The sequence below is a fragment of the Allobosea sp. NPDC055594 genome (genome assembly GCF_053618995.1).
Genome location: NZ_JBSHIO010000012.1, coordinates 13,798 through 35,825 on the forward strand (window position 1 = coordinate 13,798; position 22,028 = coordinate 35,825).

At 67.3% G+C, this 22,028-nt stretch carries 18 protein-coding genes; 13 read left to right on the plus strand and 5 right to left on the minus strand.

Features of this window, described 5'->3' with window-relative positions; all coding sequences use genetic code 11:
• Nucleotides 1–6: 6 nt before the first annotated feature.
• The 3 genes from ACWGRX_RS20835 to ACWGRX_RS20845 are packed head-to-tail and all read right to left on the minus strand — an operon-like array spanning nucleotide 7 to nucleotide 3,365.
• On the minus strand, nucleotides 7–624 hold the full coding sequence (locus ACWGRX_RS20835; protein ID WP_452119096.1) for a ParB-like protein: 618 nt from the start codon (nucleotides 622–624) through the stop codon (nucleotides 7–9).
• Entirely contained in the window at nucleotides 624–2,300 is a 1,677-nt protein-coding gene (locus ACWGRX_RS20840; protein ID WP_452119097.1) for a SulP family inorganic anion transporter, read from the minus strand. The genes ACWGRX_RS20835 and ACWGRX_RS20840 overlap by 1 nt, the downstream gene beginning before the upstream one ends.
• A 60-nt stretch (nucleotides 2,301–2,360) precedes the next feature.
• Nucleotides 2,361–3,365, minus strand: a complete 1,005-nt coding sequence (locus ACWGRX_RS20845) for an asparaginase (protein ID WP_452119098.1) — start codon at nucleotides 3,363–3,365, stop codon at nucleotides 2,361–2,363.
• 118 nt (nucleotides 3,366–3,483) lie between these two features.
• Between ACWGRX_RS20845 and ACWGRX_RS20850 the strand changes: the two genes are divergently transcribed.
• Both ACWGRX_RS20850 and ACWGRX_RS20855 read left to right on the plus strand, forming a co-directional pair.
• Entirely contained in the window at nucleotides 3,484–4,308 is an 825-nt protein-coding gene (locus ACWGRX_RS20850; protein WP_452119099.1) for an alpha/beta hydrolase, read from the plus strand.
• Nucleotides 4,309–4,368: 60 nt separating this feature from the next.
• Nucleotides 4,369–4,605 carry an Lrp/AsnC ligand binding domain-containing protein gene (locus ACWGRX_RS20855; RefSeq protein ID WP_291641903.1) on the plus strand — a complete coding sequence of 79 codons (237 nt, stop codon included), beginning with the start codon at nucleotides 4,369–4,371 and terminating at the stop codon, nucleotides 4,603–4,605.
• 12 nt (nucleotides 4,606–4,617) lie between these two features.
• On the opposite strand, the gene ACWGRX_RS20860 is transcribed toward ACWGRX_RS20855, so the two are convergent.
• Nucleotides 4,618–5,547, minus strand: coding sequence for a LysR family transcriptional regulator (locus ACWGRX_RS20860; protein WP_452119100.1), 930 nt, complete (start codon nucleotides 5,545–5,547; stop codon nucleotides 4,618–4,620).
• A 223-nt stretch (nucleotides 5,548–5,770) separates the two neighbouring features.
• Here ACWGRX_RS20860 and ACWGRX_RS20865 point away from each other — a divergent pair, with 223 nt between their 5' ends.
• From ACWGRX_RS20865 to ACWGRX_RS20915, 11 genes are all read left to right on the plus strand, one after another.
• Nucleotides 5,771–7,372, plus strand: coding sequence for an ABC transporter substrate-binding protein (locus tag ACWGRX_RS20865; RefSeq protein WP_452119101.1), 1,602 nt, complete (start codon nucleotides 5,771–5,773; stop codon nucleotides 7,370–7,372).
• Nucleotides 7,373–7,517: 145 nt separating this feature from the next.
• On the plus strand, nucleotides 7,518–8,495 hold the full coding sequence (locus tag ACWGRX_RS20870) for an ABC transporter permease (RefSeq protein ID WP_452119102.1): 978 nt from the start codon (nucleotides 7,518–7,520) through the stop codon (nucleotides 8,493–8,495).
• Nucleotides 8,492–9,418: an ABC transporter permease gene (locus ACWGRX_RS20875; protein ID WP_452119103.1), complete on the plus strand. Its 927-nt coding sequence runs from the start codon at nucleotides 8,492–8,494 to the stop codon at nucleotides 9,416–9,418. The genes ACWGRX_RS20870 and ACWGRX_RS20875 overlap by 4 nt, the downstream gene beginning before the upstream one ends.
• Nucleotides 9,419–9,420: 2 nt before the next feature.
• Nucleotides 9,421–10,404 (plus strand): ABC transporter ATP-binding protein, encoded by a 984-nt coding sequence (locus ACWGRX_RS20880; protein ID WP_452119104.1) that lies wholly within the window; start codon nucleotides 9,421–9,423, stop codon nucleotides 10,402–10,404.
• Nucleotides 10,401–11,417 (plus strand): ABC transporter ATP-binding protein, encoded by a 1,017-nt coding sequence (locus tag ACWGRX_RS20885; protein WP_452119105.1) that lies wholly within the window; start codon nucleotides 10,401–10,403, stop codon nucleotides 11,415–11,417. The genes ACWGRX_RS20880 and ACWGRX_RS20885 overlap by 4 nt, the downstream gene beginning before the upstream one ends.
• A gap of 140 nt (nucleotides 11,418–11,557) precedes the next feature.
• Nucleotides 11,558–13,849 (plus strand): NADP-dependent malic enzyme, encoded by a 2,292-nt coding sequence (locus ACWGRX_RS20890; RefSeq protein ID WP_452119106.1) that lies wholly within the window; start codon nucleotides 11,558–11,560, stop codon nucleotides 13,847–13,849.
• Nucleotides 13,850–14,054: 205 nt separating this feature from the next.
• On the plus strand, nucleotides 14,055–15,674 hold the full coding sequence (locus ACWGRX_RS20895; RefSeq protein ID WP_452119107.1) for a peptide ABC transporter substrate-binding protein: 1,620 nt from the start codon (nucleotides 14,055–14,057) through the stop codon (nucleotides 15,672–15,674).
• A gap of 287 nt (nucleotides 15,675–15,961) precedes the next feature.
• The gene (locus tag ACWGRX_RS20900; protein WP_452119108.1) at nucleotides 15,962–16,882 is read left to right on the plus strand and encodes an ABC transporter permease subunit; all 921 of its coding nucleotides are present in this window, start codon (nucleotides 15,962–15,964) and stop codon (nucleotides 16,880–16,882) included.
• Between the two features lie 4 nt (nucleotides 16,883–16,886).
• Nucleotides 16,887–18,008 (plus strand): ABC transporter permease subunit, encoded by a 1,122-nt coding sequence (locus tag ACWGRX_RS20905; RefSeq protein ID WP_452119109.1) that lies wholly within the window; start codon nucleotides 16,887–16,889, stop codon nucleotides 18,006–18,008.
• Nucleotides 17,983–19,605, plus strand: a complete 1,623-nt coding sequence (locus ACWGRX_RS20910; protein WP_452119110.1) for an ABC transporter ATP-binding protein — start codon at nucleotides 17,983–17,985, stop codon at nucleotides 19,603–19,605. The genes ACWGRX_RS20905 and ACWGRX_RS20910 overlap by 26 nt, the downstream gene beginning before the upstream one ends.
• 127 nt (nucleotides 19,606–19,732) lie before the next feature.
• On the plus strand, nucleotides 19,733–20,590 hold the full coding sequence (locus ACWGRX_RS20915; protein WP_452119111.1) for a D-amino-acid transaminase: 858 nt from the start codon (nucleotides 19,733–19,735) through the stop codon (nucleotides 20,588–20,590).
• A gap of 45 nt (nucleotides 20,591–20,635) precedes the next feature.
• On the opposite strand, the gene guaD is transcribed toward ACWGRX_RS20915, so the two are convergent.
• A complete protein-coding gene (guaD, locus tag ACWGRX_RS20920) occupies nucleotides 20,636–21,949 on the minus strand; it encodes a guanine deaminase (protein ID WP_452119112.1) in 1,314 nt (437 codons plus the stop codon).
• Nucleotides 21,950–22,028: the final 79 nt, after the last annotated feature.

Consider the following 22,028-nt stretch of genomic DNA (forward strand, 5'->3'; position numbering starts at 1 on the left):
CGACGGCTAAGCCTGCGGCCCGCACCAGCCGGGTAGGTGCTCGGCATCGCTTTTCCTGGCTTCGACCAGCGCCCGCTTCAGCGCCTTTCTGAATGCGTCCTCCACGGTCGCGCGCTTGATCCGCCGACGCAGGTGATCGGCCCAGAGAAATTCAGCGAACGGCATCTCGGTCTTGGCATAGCCGCCGGCGAGCCGCAGCGCCCCGGCTAGCGAGCGATAGGGATCGTCGACCAGATCGGAAATGCTGCGCGGAATATGGCCGTAGCCGCGTCGCAGGCCATCGGCATCGAAGGGGTGCATCCAGCCGCGATTGTCGAGGAAGGTCCAGAAGGCCTGCCTGTCGAGCCGGCTCAGATCAGCGAGCTGCGTCGTCAGAACACGGTGCTCACCTTCGAGATGCAGGGCGAGCACCAGATGATGGTGGTCGACCAGATAGGGCCGCCGCTTCGGGCCCAGGACGACGGGAACCGCGTGCCCGCCCAGATACAGCGCGTCCCTGTCCACGCTCTCCTCGCGCCAGCGCAGACGCTTGGCCTCGACCTCACGCATGCCGACAGTGATCTGGGTCGGGCGCAGATCCGTGATCGCCGTCGCGATCAGTTGGGGCTCGATCTCGAACTTCATCAGCTCCTCCCGCCGCTGTGCTGATCGAGGGTCCGAAGCGCCTCCTCGACGCTGTGGAACAGGTGGTCCTCCCCGATTTCGGCGATGACGCCGAAGCGGCGCAACGCCTCGAGCGCGCGCACCGACTCGACCCGCGCAATGGCGACGGCGGCTCCGCCTTCCCGGCACTCCCGTATCAGGGAGAGCAGCGCCTGTGCCGCGGTATAGTCGACCGCCGCGATCCCGCCGGCCTCGAGCACCAAGAGCGCCGGCCGTCGCTGCGCGATCAACGCCATCATGCCGTGCCTGAAGCTCTCGGCATTGGCGAAGAGCAACGGCGCCTGGAAGGCCGCGACCAGCACGCCTTCCTCGTTCTGCGTCACATAGCCGTCACCGGGCGGCCACCAGATCGTTGTCCCGGGCAGCCGCCCGAGCTCCAGCGGCCGGCTCCGGGTGGTCATCCAGACGCCGTGCAGCAGCGAGAGCGCGATGCCGATGGCGACGCCGGTCTCGATCGGCAGCCAGATGATCGCCACCGCCGTCAGCAGGATGAGCGCGAACTCCGCCGGCGATTGGCGGGCGATGGCGCGGATCTGCCGGAGACGGAAGATGCGCTGGGCGATGAAGAGCAGCACCCCGGCGAGGGCCGCGACCGGCACCTGCGCCAGCAGCGCGCCGCCGGCAACCGCCAGCGCCAGCACGATGGCGGCGGCCAGCAGCGCGGCGCGCTGCGAAACGCCGCCGCTTTCGACGACCACAGCCGTGCGCGGCGGGCTGGCATTGACCGGAAAGGCGCCGGCAAGGCCGGAGAGGAGATTGCCCGCGCCGAGGCCGACGAAATCGCGGTCGATCCGCGGCTCGGCGCCGTCGCTGTCGGGAAAGGAGCGGCTCACCGTCGCCGTCTGCATCATCACGACCAGCGCGAGCAAAAGAGCCAGCGGCACCAGACCACGCAAATCGGCCCAGTCGAAGTGCGGCCAGGCGAGCGCCGGCCAGCCCGAAGGCAGGACACCGAGGACCGCGACGCCGCGTGCCGCCAGTCCGAAAAGCACGACGGCGGCGGTCGCGGCCGCCAGCGCGATCAGCGCGCCGGGCAGGCGCGGCGCCAGGCGCTCGCACAAATTCATCGTCGCCAGGGTGAACAGGCCGATGGCAAGGGCGAACGGGCTGGCATCGCCGATCCGGCTCCAGATCGCCTGGAGCTGCCCGGCGATGTGGTGTCCGCCGCCGGGAATGCCTAGCAGCCCCGGCAACTGCGAGACCGCGATGTGGACCGCGATGCCGGCGAGGAAGCCGGTCAGAACCGGCACCGAAAGCAGATCGGCGATCCAGCCGAGCCTGAGTCCGCCAGCGGTCAGCAGGGCGATGCCGACGAGCAATGCCAGGAGCGCGGCGGCGCCCGGTGGAATGGCGCCGCTCGCGGCGAGCGCCGCGAGGCCGCTGACGAAGATCGGCGTAATGGTCGAATCGGCGCCGGCCGTCAGCACGCGGCTGGCACCGAAGGCTGCGAAGCCCAGCGTCGCCGCGACGAAGGCGAAGAAGCCGAGCTGCGGCGCGAAGCCTCCGAGCTGTGCCGTCGCCATCTGCTCGGGAATGGTGATCGCCACCAGCGTCAGACCGGCGAGCAGATCACGGCCGAGCAGGCCCGCGCCATTGGCGGCGGTGGAACGGTCGGCTTTGTCGAGATCTTGCGGCATGGAGCGGACCCGGCAGGGCCAGCCGAGCCTGCGCGCAGCTATCAGCGGCCGTCAAGCGCCTCAGGCGAGGCTTGCCGCCGCCCGGATCCTGCCGACCTCGATGCCGTTCCAGTTCTTCAGTAAGCTTTCGCGGAAACCGGCGAAGCCGGCCTTGCCATCCTCGTCCAGCGGCAGGAGACGCTCGATCAGCGCCGCCATCGCGACCTCCGCGGCCCGGCCGGCGCCATCATCGCATTTCAGCGCGATGCCGTAGCCCAGCTCCGGCAGCGAGCCGCAATAGACGCCCTCGGCGCCGGTCTTGATGAAGGCGCGCGCCCCGAACTTCTCCATGAAGCGGGTGTCGAAGCGGCCGGTGCCGGCGACCATGAAGGGATTGGCGGCAACCGCCTCGCGGATGCGCCGTGCCGCCTCGGCGCGCCTCGGGCCGAAGCCGTGACCGGTGCCGAAGCGGGCGAAGCCGAGCGCCAGCGCCTTCAGCGGCACGGCATAGGTCGGGATCGAGCAGCCATCGGTGCCGGAGAGTTCGCTGGTGTGGGCAGCGCCGGTCGTCTCCTCCAGCGCGCGGCGCACCGCCTGCTGCACCGCATGGCCCGGCTTCACATAGCCGGCCGGGTCCTCGTCGAGACCGCAGGAGAGGCAGACGAAGCCGGCATGCTTGCCCGAGCAGTTGTTGTTGAGCGCGGTCGGCTCCCTGCCCGCCTTGGCGAGGGCGCGCGCAGCGGCCTCGCCCATCGGCCAATGCGCGCCGCATTCGAGGCAGCCTGCCTCCCGGCCGGCCTTGCGCAGCATGCCGAGCGCCGTCTGCGCATGCGCCTCCTCGCCGGAATGCGAGGCAACGGCGAGGGCGATCTCGGCCTGCGTCAGGCCGTAGCGGTCGGCCGCACCGCTCTCCAGCAACGGCAGCGCCTGCAGCGCCTTGACCGCCGAGCGCGGGAAAACCGGGCGCTCGACATCGCCGAGCGTCAGCACCACGGCCCCGTCGGCGTCCATGACGATCGCCGCGCCGCGATGGCGCGATTCGACGACGCCGCCACGCGTGACCTCGGCGAGAACGGGATTGTCCATAAGAGCCTCCGGCGGAACTGCGGCGGATTTGTCGCGTTTGTCGCTCGACCTGTCAAAGACCATGACGCAGAGTGGCGGACGCCTGCCGAGGCAGGGATCTCCCATCAGCCGGAACGCCATGTCCCAGGACTACGAGACGCAATACAACAACCGCGCCCGCGTGCCGGAGCATCCCGCGCTGATCGCCGGCTGGGCGGCCGATGCCGCCGCCTATCGCAGCGAGGCCGTCTCGGAGCTCGGCGTCGGCTATGGCGAGAGCCCGCGGCAATATTACGACCTGTTCAAGCCGGAGACGGTCAACAGCCGGGCCATCGTGCTGTTCATCCATGGCGGCTACTGGCAGGCGCTCGATCCCAGCTATTTCTCGCATATGGCGCGCGGCCTGAACCGGCTCGGCGTGCCGGTCGCCATCGCCGGCTACGACCTCTGCCCGCAGGTCGAGATCGGCCATATCGTCTGGGAAATGCAGCAGGCGGCGGCGGCGCTCTGGCGGCGCTTCGGCCTGCCCGTGGTGGCGGCCGGGCATTCCGCCGGCGGCCAGCTTTCGGCCTGCCTGCTCGCGACCGACTGGAAGAATGTCGACCCCGAACTGCCGGACCATCTGGTCCCTGCCGCCTATGGCATTTCCGGCCTCTACAATCTCAAGCCCCTGACCGAAACCAGCCTCAACAAGGCACTGGGCCTGACGATGGAGGCGGCCGAGCTGGAAAGCCCGCTGTTCTGGCCGGCGCCCGCCGGGCTGGTCATGGACGCCATGGTCGGCGGGGCGGAGAGCGAGGAATATCTGAAGCAGAGCCGGCGCATCACCGATGTCTGGGGCCTCGGCGGCGTCCGGACGCGCTATGAGGAGATCGAGGGCGCCAATCACTTCACCGTGCTGGCGACCCTCCCCGATCCGGACAGCGCCATGTGCCGGCGCATCGCCGCCCTCGCCGGCGCTTGATCTTCCGGCGCAAGCCTCTATCCAGAAGCGATTCAGGGCACAGGGGTTCCGGAGAGCGCGATGCAGACCTTCTTCGTCGAGATCAAGTGCAGGCTCGGCAAGACCTACGAGGTCGCGAGCGAACTCGCCGACCGCGAGATCGCCTCGGAAATCTACTCGACCGCCGGCAATTACGACATCCTGGCCAAGTTCCATGTCGCCGCCGATGTCGATATCGGCCATTTCGTCGCCGAGAAGGTGCAGTCGATCCCCGAGATCGCCGACACCCACACCATCATCACCTTCAAGGCGTTCTGAACCTCCCGGGCCTCAGCGGATCGGCGTCGTCAGCCCGTCCTCGGGCTGCCAGGCACGCAGGAGATCGGCGAAACGCCGTGCCGCCGGGGCGACCGGGCCGGTTGCGGGGAACAGCAGCGAGGTGCGATAGGCGATCCGCGGTGCAAAGCGCCGGGCTGCCAGCCCCTGCATGCCGCCGAGCGTCAGCGGAAACGGGTTGAGCAGCGCGAGGCCGACGCGCTGTCGCACCAGCTCCGCCATGAAGGTCGCTGTCGCCCCTTCGGCGACCAGCCGGGGGGCGATGCCCGCAGCGGCGAAGGCTCTGTCGGCCTCGAAGCGGACCGGGAAGCGCCGCGCCGCCGTGATCAGCGGTTCCTCGGCGAGGTCGCGCGGCGCGAGCAACGCGCGCGCCGCAAGCGGATGATCCTCCGGCATCACCACATGCGCCACCGCCTCGCGGAAAACCTCGCTGCGAACGCCGATATGCGGCACGGGAACATCGACCAGACCGATATCGGCAGCGCGATCGGCGACCTGAGCGATGACGGAGGAGCTGGTGCCGATCTCGACATTGGCGACGACGTCCGGCTCCTGAACCCGGAAGCGCGCCAGCGCCGGCGGCAACACGAACTGCGCCAGCGTCGCCGCGGCGGCGATGCGCAGCACGCTTGCCGGCGCCGTCTGCGAAGGCCAGCCGGCCAGGCGCTCGAGCGCGTCGAAGATCGGCTGCGCCTCCGCCTCGAGCGCGAAGGCGTCGCCGGTCGGCACCAGGCGCCCGCCCTCGCGCATGAAGAGCGGCCGTCCGACATGCGCTTCCAATGCCGCCAGCGCTCGCGACACCGCCGGCTGCGAAATGCCGAGCATCTGCGCGGCAGCCACGGTCTTCCGGGTCGCGATCATCGCCTGCAGGATCTCGAGCTCGCGCAGACTGGGCGCTTGCCGTGCTCCCCCTTTGCCGGCCACCGGCCTCTCCATCGCAACCGCCCTCGCCCCTGCATGAATCCGCATGTCGCATTCGAATATGCGCAGACGTTATACAGTCGACTGCCATCTATAATTTACAAGCATAGAAAACGCCTCTAGGCTCCATGCCAAGGCGAAAAAAGGGGAAGCTCCGGAGAACCGGTGACTCGCCAGCTATAGTTCAGTTGTTCAAGATGGCGGCTCAGGCCATCGGGAGGGCATAATGGAAAAGATCAGCAGGATCGGGCTGAAAGGCCTGAAGGCCGCGCTTCTCGCGGCGCCCGTCATGGCTATCGCTGGGGGGGCATCGGCCCAGGAACTGCGCGTCGGCATCTCGGCCGAGCTCAGTGCGATGGATCCGCATTATCACAACGTCTCGCCCAACAACATGCTGGCGCGGCACATCTATCAGCCGCTGGTCGGGCAGGACGAGAAGCAGACGCTGACCCCGCTGCTCGCCGAGAGCTGGAAGGCGATCGACGACACGACCTGGGAGTTCAAGCTCCGCAAGAACGTCAAGTTCCATGACGGCTCGCCGTTCACGGCGGACGATGTGATCGCCACCATGCAGCGCGCGCCGAACGTGCCGAAAAGTCCGTCGAGCTTCTCCGCCTATGTGCGCGGCAAGGAATTCAGCAAGGTCGACGATTTCACCATTCGCGTGAAGACCGCGACGCCGGCGCCGCTGGTGCCGACCGATCTTTCGACCTTCGGCATCATCTCGGCCAAGTGCAAGGACACGACCACCGAGGAGTTCAATCTCGGCAAATGCGCCGCCGGTGGCACCGGCGCCTACAAGCAGGCCGAATATGTCGCGGGCGACCGCGTCGTGCTGACGCCGAACGAAAACTACTGGGGCGGCAAGGAGCCCTGGTCCAAGGTCACCTTCAAGATGATCACCTCGGCGCCGACGCGCGTCGCGGCGCTGCTGGCCGGCGATGTCGACGTGATCGACAACGTGCCGACCTCCGACGTCGCCCGCCTCAAGGGCGATGCCAAGCTCAGCGTCGCCAGCACGGTCTCGAACCGGGTGATCTATTTCCACATGGATCACTTCCGCGAGGTCTCGCCCTTCATCAAGGCCAAGGACGGCTCGGAGATCAAGAACCCGCTGCAGAACCTCAAGGTCCGCCAGGCGCTGTCGATGGCGATCAACCGTCCGGCGATCGTCGACCGTATCATGGAGAAGGAGGCGATTCCCGCCGGCCAGCTCCTGCCCGACGGTTTCTTCGGCACCTCCAAGAAGCTGAAGCCCGTCGCCTTCGACCTCAACGGCGCCAAGAAGCTGCTCGCCGAGGCCGGCTATCCGAACGGCTTCAAGATGAAGCTGCACGGGCCGACCAACCGCTATCTCAACGACACCAAGATCATCGAGGCGGTGGCGCAGATGTTCTCGCGCCTCGGCATCGAGACCGAGGTCGAGACGCTGCCTTCGGCCAACTTCTTCACCCGCGCCTCGCAGGGTGGCCAGGGCAATGTGCCGGAGTTCTCCTTCATCCTCGTCGGCTGGGGCGCGGGCACGGGCGAATCCTCCGACTCGCTCAAGGCGCTGCTCGCGACCTTCGACCCGCCGAAGGGCATGGGCGCGACCAATCGCGGCCGCTACTCCAACAAGGCCTTCGACGCCAAGCTGGAAGAGGCGCTGCGCACGGTCGACGACGCCAAGCGCGACCAGGCTCTGGCCGAGGCGATGGAGATCGGCATGAACGATGTCGGCCTGATCCCGACCCATTACCAGCTGAACACCTGGGCTTCGCGCAAGGGTGTCAAGGTCCAGGCCCGGACGGACGAGTACACCCTCGCCACCGGCATCCGGAAAGAATAAGCCGGACTATCGACACCCGTCCGGACCCGCTTGAAGCCCGGTCCGGACGGCGCGAAACTCTTTTCCTGTTGGACTGCGAGAGCGCCATCCGGCCGGCACACCGGTCGGCTGGCGTTTCGCATCCCGCTCCGGAAGGTCCCGGACCATGCTCGCATTCGTCCTGCGCCGCCTGGCGCAAGCGTTCTTCGTCATCGCGGCGATGCTCGTGATCGTCTTCTTCGGCGTCAACGTCGTCGGCGATCCCATCTACATGCTGATCTCGCCGGAGATGGACCAGCAGCAGATCGCCGAGACAGCGCGCGCGCTCGGTCTCGACCGGCCGATCTGGGAACAATTCCTGATCTTCCTGAAAAACGCCGTCCAGGGCGATCTCGGCCGCTCCTTCGTGCACGGTGAATCGGCGATCAAGCTAATCCTGCACCGCATGCCGGCGACGCTGGAGCTCGCCTTCGTCGCCCTCTTCATGGCGATCGTGATCGGCCTGCCGCTCGGCCTCTATGCCGGGCTGAAGCCCGAGAGCCGGATCTCGCGGCTGATCATGGCGATCTCGATCCTCGGCTTCTCGCTGCCGACCTTCTGGGTCGGTCTGATGCTGATCCTGACCTTCGCCGTCAGCCTCGGCTGGCTGCCGGCGACGGGCCGCGGGCCGACCGTCTCGATCCTCGGCATCGATACCTCGCTGCTCTCGCTCAAGGGCTGGCAGCATGTCGCCCTGCCGGCGCTCAACCTCGCCCTGCTCAAGATCTCGCTGGTGATCCGCCTCGCCCGGGCCGGTGCCCGCGAGGCGGCGCTGATGGACTATGTCAAATTCGCGCGGGCCAAGGGCCTGTCACAGAGCCGGATCATCGGCGTCCACATCCTCAAGAACATCATGATCCCGATCGTCACCGTGCTCGGGCTCGAATTCGGCTCGCTGGTCGCCTTCTCGGTGGTGACGGAGACGATCTTCGCCTGGCCCGGCATGGGCCGCCTGCTGCTCGAGGCGATCACCCGGCTCGATCGGCCCGTCATCGTCGCCTATGTCATGGTTGTCGTGGTGCTGTTCGTCACCATCAACCTCCTGGTCGACCTGATCTATTCCGCGCTCGATCCACGCGTGCGCCTGACGGAGGCCACATCATGAGCGAGGCGACCTTGCCCACCGCCGCTGCCGCCCCGCCGGTCGAAGCGAAGGAGGAGACGCCGTTCCGGCGCTTCGCCCGTTCCTTCTTCGAGGACAGGCTCGCGACCTTCGGTCTCTGCCTCTTCGCCCTCATCGTCCTGCTGGCGCTGGCTGCGCCCCTGATCGCACCGCAGAACCCTTACGACCTCGCCAGCGTCGACGTGATGGATTCGCGCCTGCCGCCCGGCGACGTCGCCGGCGAAGGCTTCACCATGTGGCTCGGTTCCGACGGCGTCGGGCGCGATCTGCTCTCCGGCATCCTCTACGGCCTTCGCATTTCGCTGATGGTCGGCGCCTTCTCCGGCATCCTCGCCGCCGGCGTCGGCATGGCGATCGGCCTGATCGCCGCCTATTCCGGCGGGCGCACCGAGAACATCATCATGCGCATCGTCGACCTGCAGCTCTCGCTGCCTTCGGTCCTGGTCGCGCTGATCCTGGTCGCGGGGCTCGGCAAGGGCGTCGACAAGATCATCATCGCGCTGGTGATGGTGCAATGGGCCTATTACGCACGCACTGTGCGCGGCTCGGCGCTGGTCGAGCGACGCAAGGAGTATGTCGAGGCGGCCCAGTCGCTCGGACTTTCCCACGCCCGCACCGTGTTCCGGCACATCCTGCCGAACTGCCTAGCCCCGGTGATCGTCATCGTCACCGTGCAGACGGCGCATGCGATCTCGCTGGAAGCCACCCTCTCCTTCCTCGGCGTCGGCCTGCCCCAGACCGAGCCCTCGCTCGGCGTGCTGATCGCCAACGGCTTCCAGTACATGCTCTCCGGCAAGTACTGGATCTCGGTCTTCCCCGGCATCGCGCTACTCCTGACCATCGTCTCAATCAACCTGGTCGGCGACCGGCTGCGCGACGTGCTCAACCCGCGGCTGGAGAAGTGAGGATGGCGCCTGTTCTCGAAGTTTCCGGCCTGAAGACCCATTTCTTCACCCGTGCCGGCACGGTGAAGTCGGTCGACGGCGTCGACTTTCATGTCGACCGCGGCGAGGTGCTCGGCCTTGTCGGTGAATCCGGCTCGGGCAAGTCGGTCACCGGGTTCTCGATCATGGGATTGATCGACCCGCCCGGAAAGATCGTCGAGGGCTCGATCAGGCTCAACGGCAAGGAACTCGTCGGACTCGACGAGGAGGGCTTCCGGAAAGTGCGCGGCCGCGAGGTCGCAATGATCTTCCAGGACCCGATGATGACGCTGAACCCGGTGCTGCGCGTCGACACGCAGATGATCGAGGCCGTCACCGCCCATGACAAGGTCTCGCACAAGGCGGCGCGGGAGCGCGCCCGCGACGCCCTCGCCAAGGTCGGTATCCCCTCGCCCGAGGAGCGGCTCAACGCCTATCCGCACCAGTTCTCCGGCGGCATGCGCCAGCGCGTCGCCATCGCGATCGCGCTGCTGCACCGCCCGCCCCTGATCATCTGCGACGAGCCGACGACGGCGCTCGACGTCACCATCCAGAGCCAGATCCTGGCCGAGATGCAGTCACTCTGCGCCGAGACCGGCACGGCTCTGGTCTGGATCACCCATGACCTCGGCGTCGTCGCCGGCCTCGCCGACCGGATCGCGGTGATGTATGCCGGGCGCATCGTCGAGACCGGCGCGGTCGATCCCGTCCTCGACGCGCCCCTCCATCCCTATACCAGCGGCCTGCTCGGCTCGCTGCCGGCCGAGGGCGAGCCCGGCGCCCCCTTGCGCCAGATCCGCGGCTCGACGCCGTCGCTGGCGAGGCTGCCGCAGGGCTGCGCCTTCGCGCCGCGCTGCGATTATGCGCAGGCCGATTGCCTCGCCCAGGCACCGGCCGTCACCGCTTTCCCGGGTGAGCGCGGCGTGCGCTGCCATCACCCGCTGAACCTCGCCGGAGTCGCGGCATGAGCGCGCCGATCCTGACCCTCGACGGCGTCTCCAAGCGTTTCGTCAAGCCGCTCGACGCCGCCTCGAAATTCGCCAACCTGCTGGGGGCCGGTTACGCCGAGCAGGTGGTGCATGCGGTCGACGGGGTCGATCTCTCGGTGACCCAGGGCGAGGTCGTCGGGCTGGTCGGCGAATCCGGCTGCGGCAAGTCGACGCTCGGACGCGTCGTCGCCGGCATCCACCCGCCGAGCGCCGGCCGGGTGTCCTGGCGCGGCCAGTTCACCGACGAGATGGACGCGCAGCAGCGCCGGGCCGCGACGCTGGCGATCCAGATGATCTTCCAGGACCCGATGTCCTCTTTGAATCCACGCCTGCGGGTCACCGACATCGTCGGCGAGGCCCCGGTCGTGCACGGCCTCGTCGGCAAGGCGCAGCAGGACGCCTATGTCGTCGAGATGCTGGAACGGGTCGGGCTCGATCCGAGCTATCGACGGCGCTACCCGCACCAGTTCTCGGGCGGGCAGCGGGCCCGCATCGGCATCGCCCGGGCGCTGGCGGTGAACCCGCAATTCCTGGTCTGTGACGAGAGCGTCGCCGCACTCGATGTCTCAATTCAGGCCCAAGTCCTGAATCTCTTCATGAAGCTGCGCGACGAGCTCAACCTGACCTATCTGTTCATCAGCCACGATCTCAGCGTGGTCCGGCATCTCTCGGACCGGGTGGTGATCATGTATCTCGGCCGGGTCGTCGAGGCGGCGCCGGCGAGCGAGCTGTTCAAGGGGCCGCAGCACCCTTACGCCCAGGCGCTGCTCGCCAATGTGCCCTCGATCACGGCGCGCAAGAAGCGTTTCGCGCCGCTGAAGGGCGAGATCCCCTCGCCCCTGCACCCGCCCCCGGGCTGCCATTTCCATCCGCGCTGCCCGATGGCCGGGCCGCGCTGCAAGGCCGAGCGTCCGGTGCTGAAGCAGATCGCGCCCGGCCATGTCGCCGCCTGCCATCTCCATGATGGCGGGGTCGGGGCGCTCGCCGCCTAGAGCCCGGCCACCCAGTTCCGGCCAGGACGTTCTGAACAAGGATTATTGCCGGTTCGCAGCTTGACGCGGGCCGGCTTACGGGCGACCTCCGAGCAGCCCGGCGCCGGTTGCGCCGGGCGTACGCCTGGGGAATCGGAACCATGAAGAGCACCCTGTCGGCCGACCTTCGCGCTGGCGCCCTCGTCTATCATCGCCAGCCGCGGGCCGGAAAACTCGAGATCCAGGCGACCAAGCCGCTCGGCAACCAGCGCGACCTCGCGCTCGCCTATTCGCCGGGCGTCGCCGCGGCCTGCGAGGCGATCGTCGACGATCCCAGCCAGGCGGCCGAGCTGACCTCGCGCCAGAACCTCGTCGCGGTCATCACCGACGGCACCGCCGTGCTCGGCCTCGGCGACATCGGCCCGCTGGCCTCGAAGCCGGTGATGGAAGGCAAGGCCGTCCTGTTCAAGAAGTTCGCCGGCATCGACTGCTTCGACATCGAGGTCGACCAGCGCAATCTGGAGAAGTTCGTCGAGGTCGTCGCAGCGCTGGAGCCGACCTTCGGCGGCATCAATCTGGAAGACATCAAGGGCCCCGAATGCTTCGAGATCGAGGAGCAGCTCAAGGCCCGGATGAACATCCCGGTTTTCCATGACGACCAGCACGGCACGGCGATCATCGTCGGCGCCGCCGTCCTCAACGGGCTCGATCTCGCCGGCAAGAAGATCGCCGACGTCAAGATCGTCGTCTCCGGCGCCGGCGCCGCCGCGCTCGCCTGCCTCAACCTCCTGGTCTCGCTCGGCGCGCAGCGCAAGAACATCTGGGTCACCGATCTCGAAGGCGTCGTCCACAAGGGCCGCAACACGCTGATGGACCGCTGGAAGGAGGTCTACGCCCAGGAGACCGACGCCCGCACCCTTTCCGACGTGATCGGCGATGCCGACGTCTTCCTCGGCCTCTCGGCGGCCGGCGTGCTGAAGCCCGACATGGCCAAGCGCATGGGGCCGAAGCCGCTGATCCTGGCGCTCGCCAATCCCAATCCGGAGATCACGCCCGAGGATGCGCTGGCCGCCCGGCCGGACGCGATGATCTGCACCGGCCGCTCGGATTATCCGAACCAGGTCAACAACGTCCTCTGCTTCCCCTACATCTTCCGCGGCGCGCTCGACGTGCAGGCGACGACGATCAACGAGGCGATGAAGCTCGCCGCGGTACGCGCCATCGCCGCGCTGGCACGCGAGGCGACCTCGGACATCGCGGCGCGAGCCTATGGCGGCGAGGCCCAAACCTTCGGCGCGACCTCGCTGATCCCGAACCCGTTCGACCCGCGCCTGATCCTGCGGATCGCGCCGGCGGTCGCGGAAGCTGCGATGATCACCGGCGTCGCCAAGAAGCCGCTGATCGATATCGAGGCCTATCGCGAGGACCTGTCGCGCTTCGTCTTCCGCTCGGGCTTCCTGATGAAGCCGCTCTTCGCCAAGGCCAAGGCCGACCCGAAGCGGGTGGTCTACGCCGAGGGCGAGGATGAACGCGTGCTGCGCGCGGCGCAGGTGGCGCTCGAGGAAGGCCTGGCGGTGCCGATCCTGATCGGCCGGCCGAGCGTGGTCGAGGCCCGTATCGCGCGCTTCGGCCTGACGATCCGGCCCGGCGTCGATTTCGAGCTGATCAATCCCGAGGACGACCCGCGCTATCGCGACTATGTCCAGACCTATCTCGAGATCGCCGGCAGGCGCGGCATCACCCCGGAAGCCGCCCGCTCGCTGGTGCGCACCAACAATACGGTGATCGCGGCGCTCGCCGTGGTGCGCGGCGAGGCCGATGCGATGATCACCGGCCTCGAAGGCCGCTTCCTCTCGCGGCTGCGGCATATCCGCGACATCATCGGGCTCGAGCCCGGCGTCAGCGACATCGCGGCGATGACGCTGATCATCACCAGCAAGGGCGCCTTCTTCCTCACCGACACCCATGTGAAGCATGATCCGACCGCCGAGGAGATTGCCGACATGACCGTGCTCGCGGCCGGCCATGTCGAGCGCTTCGGCATCGAACCGAAGATCGCCCTGCTCTCGCATTCCGATTTCGGCGCGGCCGACACGCCCTCCTCGCTGAAGATGCGCAAGGCGCTGGGGTTGATCCGCGAACGTGCGCCGGATCTCGAATGCGACGGCGAGATGGAGGCCGATTCAGCGCTGGTGGCGGCGATCCGCGACCGGGTCCTGCCCTCCTCGCGGCTGAAGGGCGTCGCCAATGTCCTCGTCTTCCCGAATCTGGATGCGGCGAACATCGCCTACCAGTTCGCCAAGGTGCTCGGCGACGCGCTGCCGGTCGGGCCGATCCTGATCGGCGCGGCCAAGCCGGTTCATATCCTGACGGGCTCGGTGACCTCGCGCGGCGTCGTCAACATGACCGCGGTCGCGGTGGTCGAGGCGCAGGGGCGCGGCCAGAAGGGCTGAAGAGCGAACAGCGAGCCGGGCTGGTTCCCCCGCCCGGCTTCCTGCCTGCCGCCAGCCGCGCGCGGGTGCTTTTCGGCGCCCGCCGACACCTCCCGAAGAACGGTTGAAGCTCCCGTTTTCCTCCTTGGCTCCGGCCTCAGGATCGGCCCATACTTCCTACACGAGCGGGAAAGGGGCCCGTCCGGCTAAGCTTCGGAGAGCGCTCATGAAAAGCTTCACGCGTCAGTCGCCGCTCCTGCGCCGGCTGCGGCCTCTCGCCCTTGCCGCCAGCCTCGCCTGCGGCCTCGGCGGAACGGCTTTCGCGGAAGTGGTCTTCCATCGCGGCAATGACGGCGACCCCGAGACGCTCGATGCCCACAAGACCTCGACGGTGAGTGAGGCGCATCTGCTGCGCGACCTCTCCGAGGGGCTGGTCATCCACCACATCAACGGCGAGGTCGTGCCCGGCGTCGCCGAAAGCTGGACGATGAGCGAGGACGGCAAGAGCTACACGTTCAAGCTCCGGTCCAACGCCAGATGGTCGAATGGCGATCCGGTCAAGGCCGGCGACTTCGTCTATTCGCTGAAGCGGATCATCAATCCCGCGACCGGCGCGAAATACGCCAACATCCTCTACCCCATCCTCAACGCCGAGAAGATCAACAAATCGGGCGAAGGCGCGGGCCTCGACGAGCTCGGCGTCAAAGCACCGGACGACACGACGCTGGAAATCAAGCTGGAGCGGCCGACGCCCTATTTCCTGGAATTGCTGACGCACCAGACCGGCCTGCCGGTGCATCCGGCCTCCGTCGAGAAGTTCGGCAAGGACTTTGTCAAGCCGGAGAACTGGGTTTCCAATGGCGCCTACACGCTGAAGGAATTCGTGCCGAACTCCCACATCAAGATGGAGAAGAACAAGAACTTCCACGATGCGGCGAATGTGCAGATCGACACGATCCTGTACTATCCTGCCTCCGACCTCGCCGCCGCCGCGCGCCGCTTCCAGGCCGGCGAACTGCACATGACGACCGACATTCCGGCCGACCAGATCCAGCAATTGCGCGAGAAGCTCGGCAATCAGGTCAAGGTCGCGCCCTATCTCGGAACCTATTTCCTGATCGTGAACACGGCGAAGAAGCCCTTCGACGACCTGCGCGTACGCCGGGCGCTGTCGCTGGTGATCGACCGCGAGTTCATCGCCGAGGAGATCTGGGGCGGCACGATGCTGCCGGCCTATGGCGTGATCCCGCCCAATATCGGCAATTACGGCGAGCGCGCCGAGGCCGACTTCAAGAGCGTCTCGCCGCTCGACCGCGAGGAGGAGGCCAAGCGCCTGCTCGCCGCCGCGGGCTACGGTCCCGGCATGCCGCTACGGGTGCAGCTGCGCTACAACACCACCGACAACAACCGCCGCACGATGATCGCCATCGCCGAGCAGTGGAAGGTGCTCGGCGTCGAGACCAGCTTCATCAACACCGACGGCAAGACCCATTTCGCCCTGCTGCGCGACGGCGGCGATTTCGACATCGCCCGCTATGGCTGGATCGGCGACTATTCCGATCCGCAGAACTTCCTGTTCCTGTTCCTCAGCGACAACAAGGGCTTCAATTCCGGCAAATATGCCAATCCGAAATTCGACGCGCTGCTGCAGCAGGGCGCCGACGAACTCGATCTCGCCAAGCGCGCCGCAGTGCTGCGCGAGGCCGACGCCATTCTCGCGGCCGAGATGCCTTGGATCCCGCTGATGTACTACTCCTCGAAGAACCTGGTCTCGCCGAAGCTCGTCGGCTTCCAGCAGAATCTGCGCGGCGCGCTGCCGACGCGATTCATGAGCCTGAAGCCGTGACCGACGCACGTCATGGCCGGGCTTGACCGACCGAACAGGCACGACCTTCCCCCTTTCCCCCTGCGGGAGAGGGTTGGGGTGAGGGGGCGGACGACGCTTCATCGTCATGGTTGGGCTTGTCCCGACCATCCACGTCTTCCTGTGACGAGTGGGGTGTTCGAGACGTGGATGCTCGCCACAAGGGCGAGCATGACGGGTAGACCCAAGCGCCCCCTCATCCGGCCCTTCGGGCCACCTTCTCCCGCAGAGGGAGAAGGGAAGAATGGCGGGCATCCCGGCGCAATCTGATGCTCACCTACATCCTGCGCCGCTTCGCCACCGCGATCCCGACCCTGTTCGTGATCGTCACGCTCTCGTTCTTCCTGATGCGGCTCGCACCGGGCGGGCCGTTCGATCTCGAACAGCCGCTCGAAGCCAAGGTGATAGAGAACCTGCGGCGGATCTACCAGCTCGACCAGCCGCTTCACGCCCAGTACCTGACCTATCTTGGCGCCCTGCTGCGCGGCGATTTCGGCCCCTCCTTCTATTTCCGCGATTTCTCGATCGCCGAACTGTTCGCGCAGGGGCTGCCTGTCTCGATGCGGCTCGGCGCCTCGGCGCTCCTGCTCGCCCTCGCCATCGGCGGCCCACTCGGCGCGCTCGCCGCCTTCCGCCAGAATGGTGGGGCCGACCATGCGGTGATGGGCTTCGCCACGGCCGGCATCACCATCCCGAACTTCGTCGTCGCTCCGGTGCTGCAGATCGTTTTCGGGCTGACTCTGGCCTGGCTTCCGGTCGGCGGCTGGAACGGCGGCGCCTTTCGCAACACCATCCTGCCGATCATGACGCTCGCTTTGCCGCAGATCGCCGTGATCGCCAGGATGACGCGGGCGGCGATGATCGAGACGCTGCGCGCCAACTATATCCGGACCTTGCGGGCGCAGGGCCTCTCAGGCGCGACCATCGCCCTGCATGCCGGGCGCGGGGCCGCCCTGCCGGTCATCTCCTATCTCGGCCCGGCGGCGGCGAGCCTGCTGACCGGCTCGGTGGTGGTCGAGACGATCTTCGGCATTCCCGGCATCGGGCGCTATTTCGTCGAAGGCGCGCTCAACCGCGACTACACGCTAGTGATGGGCACGGTGGTCGTCGTCGCCATCTTCGTGCTGGTCTTCAACCTCGTCGTCGACATCCTCTACGCGCTGCTCGACCCGCGCGTCAGGCTGGATTGAGCCGATGAGCGAGGCCGTGCCACTCCCCGCGCCGCCCGCCGGCCGCACGCTCTGGCAGGATGCCCGCATCCGCCTGCTGCGCAATCGCGCCGCGGTCGCGAGCCTCGTCGTGCTGGCCCTGATGACGCTGGCCTGCATCTTCGGGCCCTGGTTCACCGGCCACCCTTATGACCGGGTCTATCAGGACTATGTCCGCGTGCCCGCCAGCCTCTCGGCCTATCCGAAGGCCGAGGCCTTGCCCGCCGCCGTCCAGCGCATCGCCTCGCGCATAAGGGCGACGTCGAGCGAGGTCACGGTGGAAGCGCAGGAGGTCCGGCTGGTCCTGACGGCGCAAAGACCGATCGACCAGCGCCTGCTGGTCTATTTCGACCGATCCGACCAGTTCGGCACGCCGCGGCTCCTCGCGAGCGAGCAGGATGGCCGCCGGCTCGCGCTGGCCGTGCCGATCAAGCGCCAGCATTTCCTGTTCGGAACCGACAGCAATGGCCGCGACCTCCTGACCCGGACCCTGGTCGCCGGCCGCGTCTCGCTCGCCATCGGGCTGCTCGCGACCGGCGTCGCGCTGGTGATCGGCGTCGCCTATGGCGCCACCGCCGGCTATCTCGGCGGGCGCGTCGACATGGTGATGATGCGCATCGTCGACGTGCTCTATTCGCTGCCCTTCATCTTCCTGGTGATCCTGCTGGTCGTGTTCTTCGGCCGGAACTTCATCCTGATGTTCCTGGCGGTCGGCGCGATCGAATGGCTCGACATGGCCCGGATCGTCCGGGGCCAGACTCTCTCGATCAAGCGCCAGGACTATGTGCTGGCTGCCGAAGCGCTCGGCGTCTCCACCGGCGGCATTCTGAAGCGCCACGTCATCCCGAACACGCTCGGCCCGGTGATCGTCTATGTCACCTTGCTGGTGCCGAAGGTCATCCTGCTCGAGAGCTTCCTCTCCTTCCTCGGCCTCGGCGTGCAGGAGCCGATGACGAGCTGGGGCGTGCTGATCTCGGACGGAGCGCGCGCGATCCAGGCGACGCCCTGGATGCTCGCCTTCCCGGCCGCCTTCCTGGTAACCACCCTGTTCGCCCTGAACTTCCTCGGCGACGGCCTGCGCGATGCGCTCGACCCCAGGGATCGCTGAGGTGGCGAGCGAACCCGTCCTCGCCATCCGCGACCTCAAGGTCCGCTTCCGCACCAATGACGGGCCGTGCGAGGCGGTGCGCGGCATCGACCTCGACGTCGCAGCCGGCGAGTTCGTCGCGATCGTCGGCGAATCCGGCTCAGGCAAGAGCCAGAGCGTGATGGCGGCGATGGGTCTCCTCGCCAGCAATGGCGAGGCTTCCGGCTCGATCCGCTATCGCGGGACAGAGCTGCTCGGCCTCTCCCCGGCTAGGCTCAACGCCTATCGCGGCAGGAAGCTCGCCATGATCTTCCAGGAGCCGATGACCTCGCTCGATCCGCTGTTCCGGATCGGAGCGCAGATGGCCGCGCCGCTGCGCCGGCATCAGGGCCTGTCGCGCAAAGCGGCGCGGGCGCGGGCGCTCGAACTGCTCAAGCTGGTGCGCATTCCACATCCGGAGCGGCGGCTCGATTCCTATCCGCATGAGCTTTCCGGCGGCCAGCGCCAGCGCGTGATGATCGCCATGGCGCTCGCCAATGATCCCGACATCCTGATCGCCGACGAGCCCACCACCGCGCTCGACGTCACCATAGAGGCCGAAATCCTGGCGCTGATCGCCGAGCTCAGGCAGCGCCTCGGCATGGCGGTGATCCTGATCAGCCATGATCTCGGCCTCGTCAGGAAATATGCCGAGCGCGTCCATGTGATGAAGGCCGGCGAGATCGTCGAGAGCGGCGCGACCTCGGCGATCTTCGAGCGGCCGGTGCACCCTTATACCCGCGCCCTGCTCGCGGCCGAGCCGCATGGCCGCAAGGCCCCTCCTCCCGCTGATGCGCCGATCCTGCTCGAAGCCCGCGACCTGCGCGTGACTTTCGACCTTTCACGGGGCCTGTTCGGGCGGCACAAGGCGGTGCTGCACGCCGTCGACGGCGTCGATCTCAGGCTGCGGCGCGGCCAGACCATCGGTATCGTCGGCGAATCCGGCTCGGGCAAGTCGACGCTCGGCCGGGCGGTCCTGCAATTGGTGCCGGCGAGCGGGCTGGTACGCTTCGAGGACCGGGCGCTGACCGGGCTCGACCGGGCTGCCATGCGGCCGCTGCGCCGGAGCCTGCAGGTGGTGTTCCAGGACCCGTTCGGCTCACTCTCGCCCAGGCTGACCGTCGGCGAGATCGTCACCGAAGGGCTGCTCGTCCATGAGCCCGGCCTGTCGCGCACCGAGCGGGAGCGCCGCGCCGCGCAAGCGCTCGCCGAGGTCGCGCTCGAGCCCGCCCTGCGCAACCGCTATCCACACGAGTTCTCAGGCGGCCAGCGCCAGCGCATCGCGATCGCCCGCGCCATGATCCTGCACCCGGCCTTGGTCGTGCTCGACGAGCCGACCTCGGCGCTCGACCGCACCGTCCAGGCCAGCATCGTCGCTTTGCTCAAGCAGCTGCAGGCGCGGCACGGCCTGTCATATCTCTTCATCAGCCATGACCTTGCCGTGGTCCGGGCGATGTCCGACGAGATCATGGTGATGAAGGACGGCAAGGTGATCGAGCGCGGGCCGACCGAAGCGATCTTCGAGACGCCGCAGGAGAAGTACACGCAAAGATTGATCGCTGCCGCGCTGAAATGCTGAGCCCGTCAGGCATCCGGCCGCGCTCTGCGCCTGGCGCCGAGCGGCAACACGGCCTCCCCTCTCGCATCGCCAGCTCCGCTCGGATAGGAAAGGTGCGCCTTTGTCCACCCAGCAAGAGACCCGAGCGATGAGCCGTACTGTCTATGTCAATGGCGCCTATCTTCCCGAGGAAGACGCCACGATCTCGATCTTCGACCGCGGCTTCATCTTCGGCGACGGCATCTACGAGGTTTCGGCCGTGCTCGGCGGCAAACTCGTCGATTGCGAGGCGCATTTGATCCGCCTGGAGCGCTCCTGCAACGAGATCGGCCTGAAGCTGGCCTGGAGCCGGGACGAGCTGATCGCGATCCATCAGGAACTGATCGTTCGCAACAAGCTCGACGAGGGCTCGATCTATCTACAGGTCTCGCGCGGCGCCGCCGATCGCGACTTCGCGTTCCCGAAGGACATCAAGCCGTCGATCGTCCTGTTCACCCAGGCGCGCCAATTTGCCGACATCCCGCAGGTGAAGACCGGCATCAAGGTGGTCAGCACGCCGGATCTGCGCTGGGCGCGCCGCGACATCAAGAGCGTCAACCTGCTCGGGCCGGTGCTGGCCAAGCAGTTCGCCGCCGAGAACGGCGCACAGGAGGCCTGGCTGGTCGAGGACGGCGTCGTCACCGAAGGCGCCTCGTCGACCGCCTGGATCGTCAAGGGCAAGACGCTGATCTCGCGCCCGCTTTCCAACAAGGTCCTGCCCGGCATCACCCGCAAGGCGGTGCTCGCCTTCCTCGCCGAGAGCGGCTTTTCCTTCGAGGAACGCGAATTCACGCTGGCCGAAGCGCTCGACGCCGAGGAGGCTTTCATCACCTCGGCGACCAGCCTGGTGATGCCGGTGACCACGATCGACGGCCACAGCATCCACAACGGCGCGCCCGGCCCGGCGACGCTTCGCCTGCGCGAAATCTATCTCGACTATGCCCGCAAGGGTGGCGTGCTCGGCTGAGCGGCCTGCGGCGGCGCCGCCAGCCTCCACATGTTCAACGAAATTTCAATTTGTTGAACATGTGGCACGCTCGCCCATCACATAGGTCGCGACGACATTCCGCTCGTCGCCGAGCGTGATCAGAACGAAGAGCTCCTCCGAAAGATCGCGCGCCGTTTCGAGACGGTGCGCCATCGCCCGCGTCGCGGCGGGATCGAGCACCACGACATCCGCCTCGCGGCCGGACTCGAAAGAGCCGATCAGCTGGTCGAGGCCGAGCGCCGCGGCGTTGCCGAGCGTGATCGCGTGCAGGGCCTCGAAGGCCGACAGGCTCTGCCCCTGCAATTGCAGGATCTTGTAGGCCTCGGCCATGGTCCGCAGCATCGAATATGAGGTGCCGCCGCCGATATCGCTGGCGAGCGCGACCTTGACGCCCTCGCGCCGGGCACGCTCCCAGTCGAACAGGCCGGAGCCGAGGAAGAGGTTCGAGGTCGGGCAGAAGACGGCGACCGCCCCATGCTCCGCGAAGGCACGCCATTCGCGCTTGGTCATGTGGATGCAGTGGCCGAGCAGGCTCTTCTTACCGAGCAGGCCGTAATCCTCGTAGATGCCGGCATAGTCGGCGGCTTCTGGATAAAGCTCGCGGGCGAAGGCGATCTCGGCCCGATTCTCGTTGATATGGGTCTGGACGAAGCAGCCCGGATGCTCCGCGACGAGGCGCTGCGAGGCCGCCATCTGCTCGGGCGAGGAGGTCACGGCAAAGCGCGGCGTGATCGCGTAGAGTTGCCTGCCCTTGCCGTGCCAGCGGCCGATCAGCGCCTTGCTCTCGGCATAGCCGCTTTCAGGCGTGTCCGTCAGCGCCGCCGGCGCGTTGCGGTCCATCATCACTTTGCCGGCGATCATCCTTGTGTTGCGGCGATGCGATTCGGCGAAGAACGCCTCCGCCGATTTTTCGTGCACCGAGCAATAGACCGCCGCGGTCGTCGTGCCGCTCGCCAGCAATTCGTCGAGCAGGAAGCGCGAGAGCTTTTCGGCATGGCCCTGCTGCGCCAGCTTCTGCTCCTCGACGAAGGTGTATTTGCTGAGCCACTCCATCAATTGCGCGCCATAGGAGGCGATGACCTGCGTCTGCGGCATGTGGATATGGGCGTCGATGAAGCCAGGCATGATCAGATGCGGGCGATGGTCGATGATGTCAGCCCCCGCCGGCAGCGCCGGCAGCAGCCCCCTCGCCTCGCCGGCCGCCCGGATCAGCCCGTTCTCGACGACCAGCAGCCCGTCCTCGACATAGCGATGCGCGGCGGCTCCGGCGCCATGGGGATCGCCGACGAACCAGAGAAGCCGGCCCCTCAGGGCACGCACCGCATCCTGCCTGCTCAACCTGCACACTCCGGCGCCGATACCTATCTTATCTGCACCAAATCAAAGCTTCCGGCCAAGCGACGAACATGCCTAATCT

Excerpts from the sequence above, each read along its gene's own strand:
- ACWGRX_RS20835 (WP_452119096.1), bottom strand. The coding sequence starts at position 624 with ATGAAGTTCGAGATCGAGCCCCAACTGATCGCGACGGCGATCACGGAT.
- ACWGRX_RS20840 (WP_452119097.1), bottom strand. The coding sequence starts at position 2,300 with ATGCCGCAAGATCTCGACAAAGCCGACCGTTCCACCGCCGCCAATGGC.
- ACWGRX_RS20845 (WP_452119098.1), bottom strand. The coding sequence starts at position 3,365 with ATGGACAATCCCGTTCTCGCCGAGGTCACGCGTGGCGGCGTCGTCGAA.
- ACWGRX_RS20850 (WP_452119099.1), top strand. The coding sequence starts at position 3,484 with ATGTCCCAGGACTACGAGACGCAATACAACAACCGCGCCCGCGTGCCG.
- ACWGRX_RS20855 (WP_291641903.1), top strand. The coding sequence starts at position 4,369 with ATGCAGACCTTCTTCGTCGAGATCAAGTGCAGGCTCGGCAAGACCTAC.
- ACWGRX_RS20865 (WP_452119101.1), top strand. The coding sequence starts at position 5,771 with ATGGAAAAGATCAGCAGGATCGGGCTGAAAGGCCTGAAGGCCGCGCTT.
- ACWGRX_RS20870 (WP_452119102.1), top strand. The coding sequence starts at position 7,518 with ATGCTCGCATTCGTCCTGCGCCGCCTGGCGCAAGCGTTCTTCGTCATC.
- ACWGRX_RS20875 (WP_452119103.1), top strand. The coding sequence starts at position 8,492 with ATGAGCGAGGCGACCTTGCCCACCGCCGCTGCCGCCCCGCCGGTCGAA.
- ACWGRX_RS20880 (WP_452119104.1), top strand. The coding sequence starts at position 9,421 with ATGGCGCCTGTTCTCGAAGTTTCCGGCCTGAAGACCCATTTCTTCACC.
- ACWGRX_RS20885 (WP_452119105.1), top strand. The coding sequence starts at position 10,401 with ATGAGCGCGCCGATCCTGACCCTCGACGGCGTCTCCAAGCGTTTCGTC.
- ACWGRX_RS20890 (WP_452119106.1), top strand. The coding sequence starts at position 11,558 with ATGAAGAGCACCCTGTCGGCCGACCTTCGCGCTGGCGCCCTCGTCTAT.
- ACWGRX_RS20895 (WP_452119107.1), top strand. The coding sequence starts at position 14,055 with ATGAAAAGCTTCACGCGTCAGTCGCCGCTCCTGCGCCGGCTGCGGCCT.
- ACWGRX_RS20900 (WP_452119108.1), top strand. The coding sequence starts at position 15,962 with ATGCTCACCTACATCCTGCGCCGCTTCGCCACCGCGATCCCGACCCTG.
- ACWGRX_RS20905 (WP_452119109.1), top strand. The coding sequence starts at position 16,887 with ATGAGCGAGGCCGTGCCACTCCCCGCGCCGCCCGCCGGCCGCACGCTC.
- ACWGRX_RS20910 (WP_452119110.1), top strand. The coding sequence starts at position 17,983 with ATGCGCTCGACCCCAGGGATCGCTGAGGTGGCGAGCGAACCCGTCCTC.
- ACWGRX_RS20915 (WP_452119111.1), top strand. The coding sequence starts at position 19,733 with ATGAGCCGTACTGTCTATGTCAATGGCGCCTATCTTCCCGAGGAAGAC.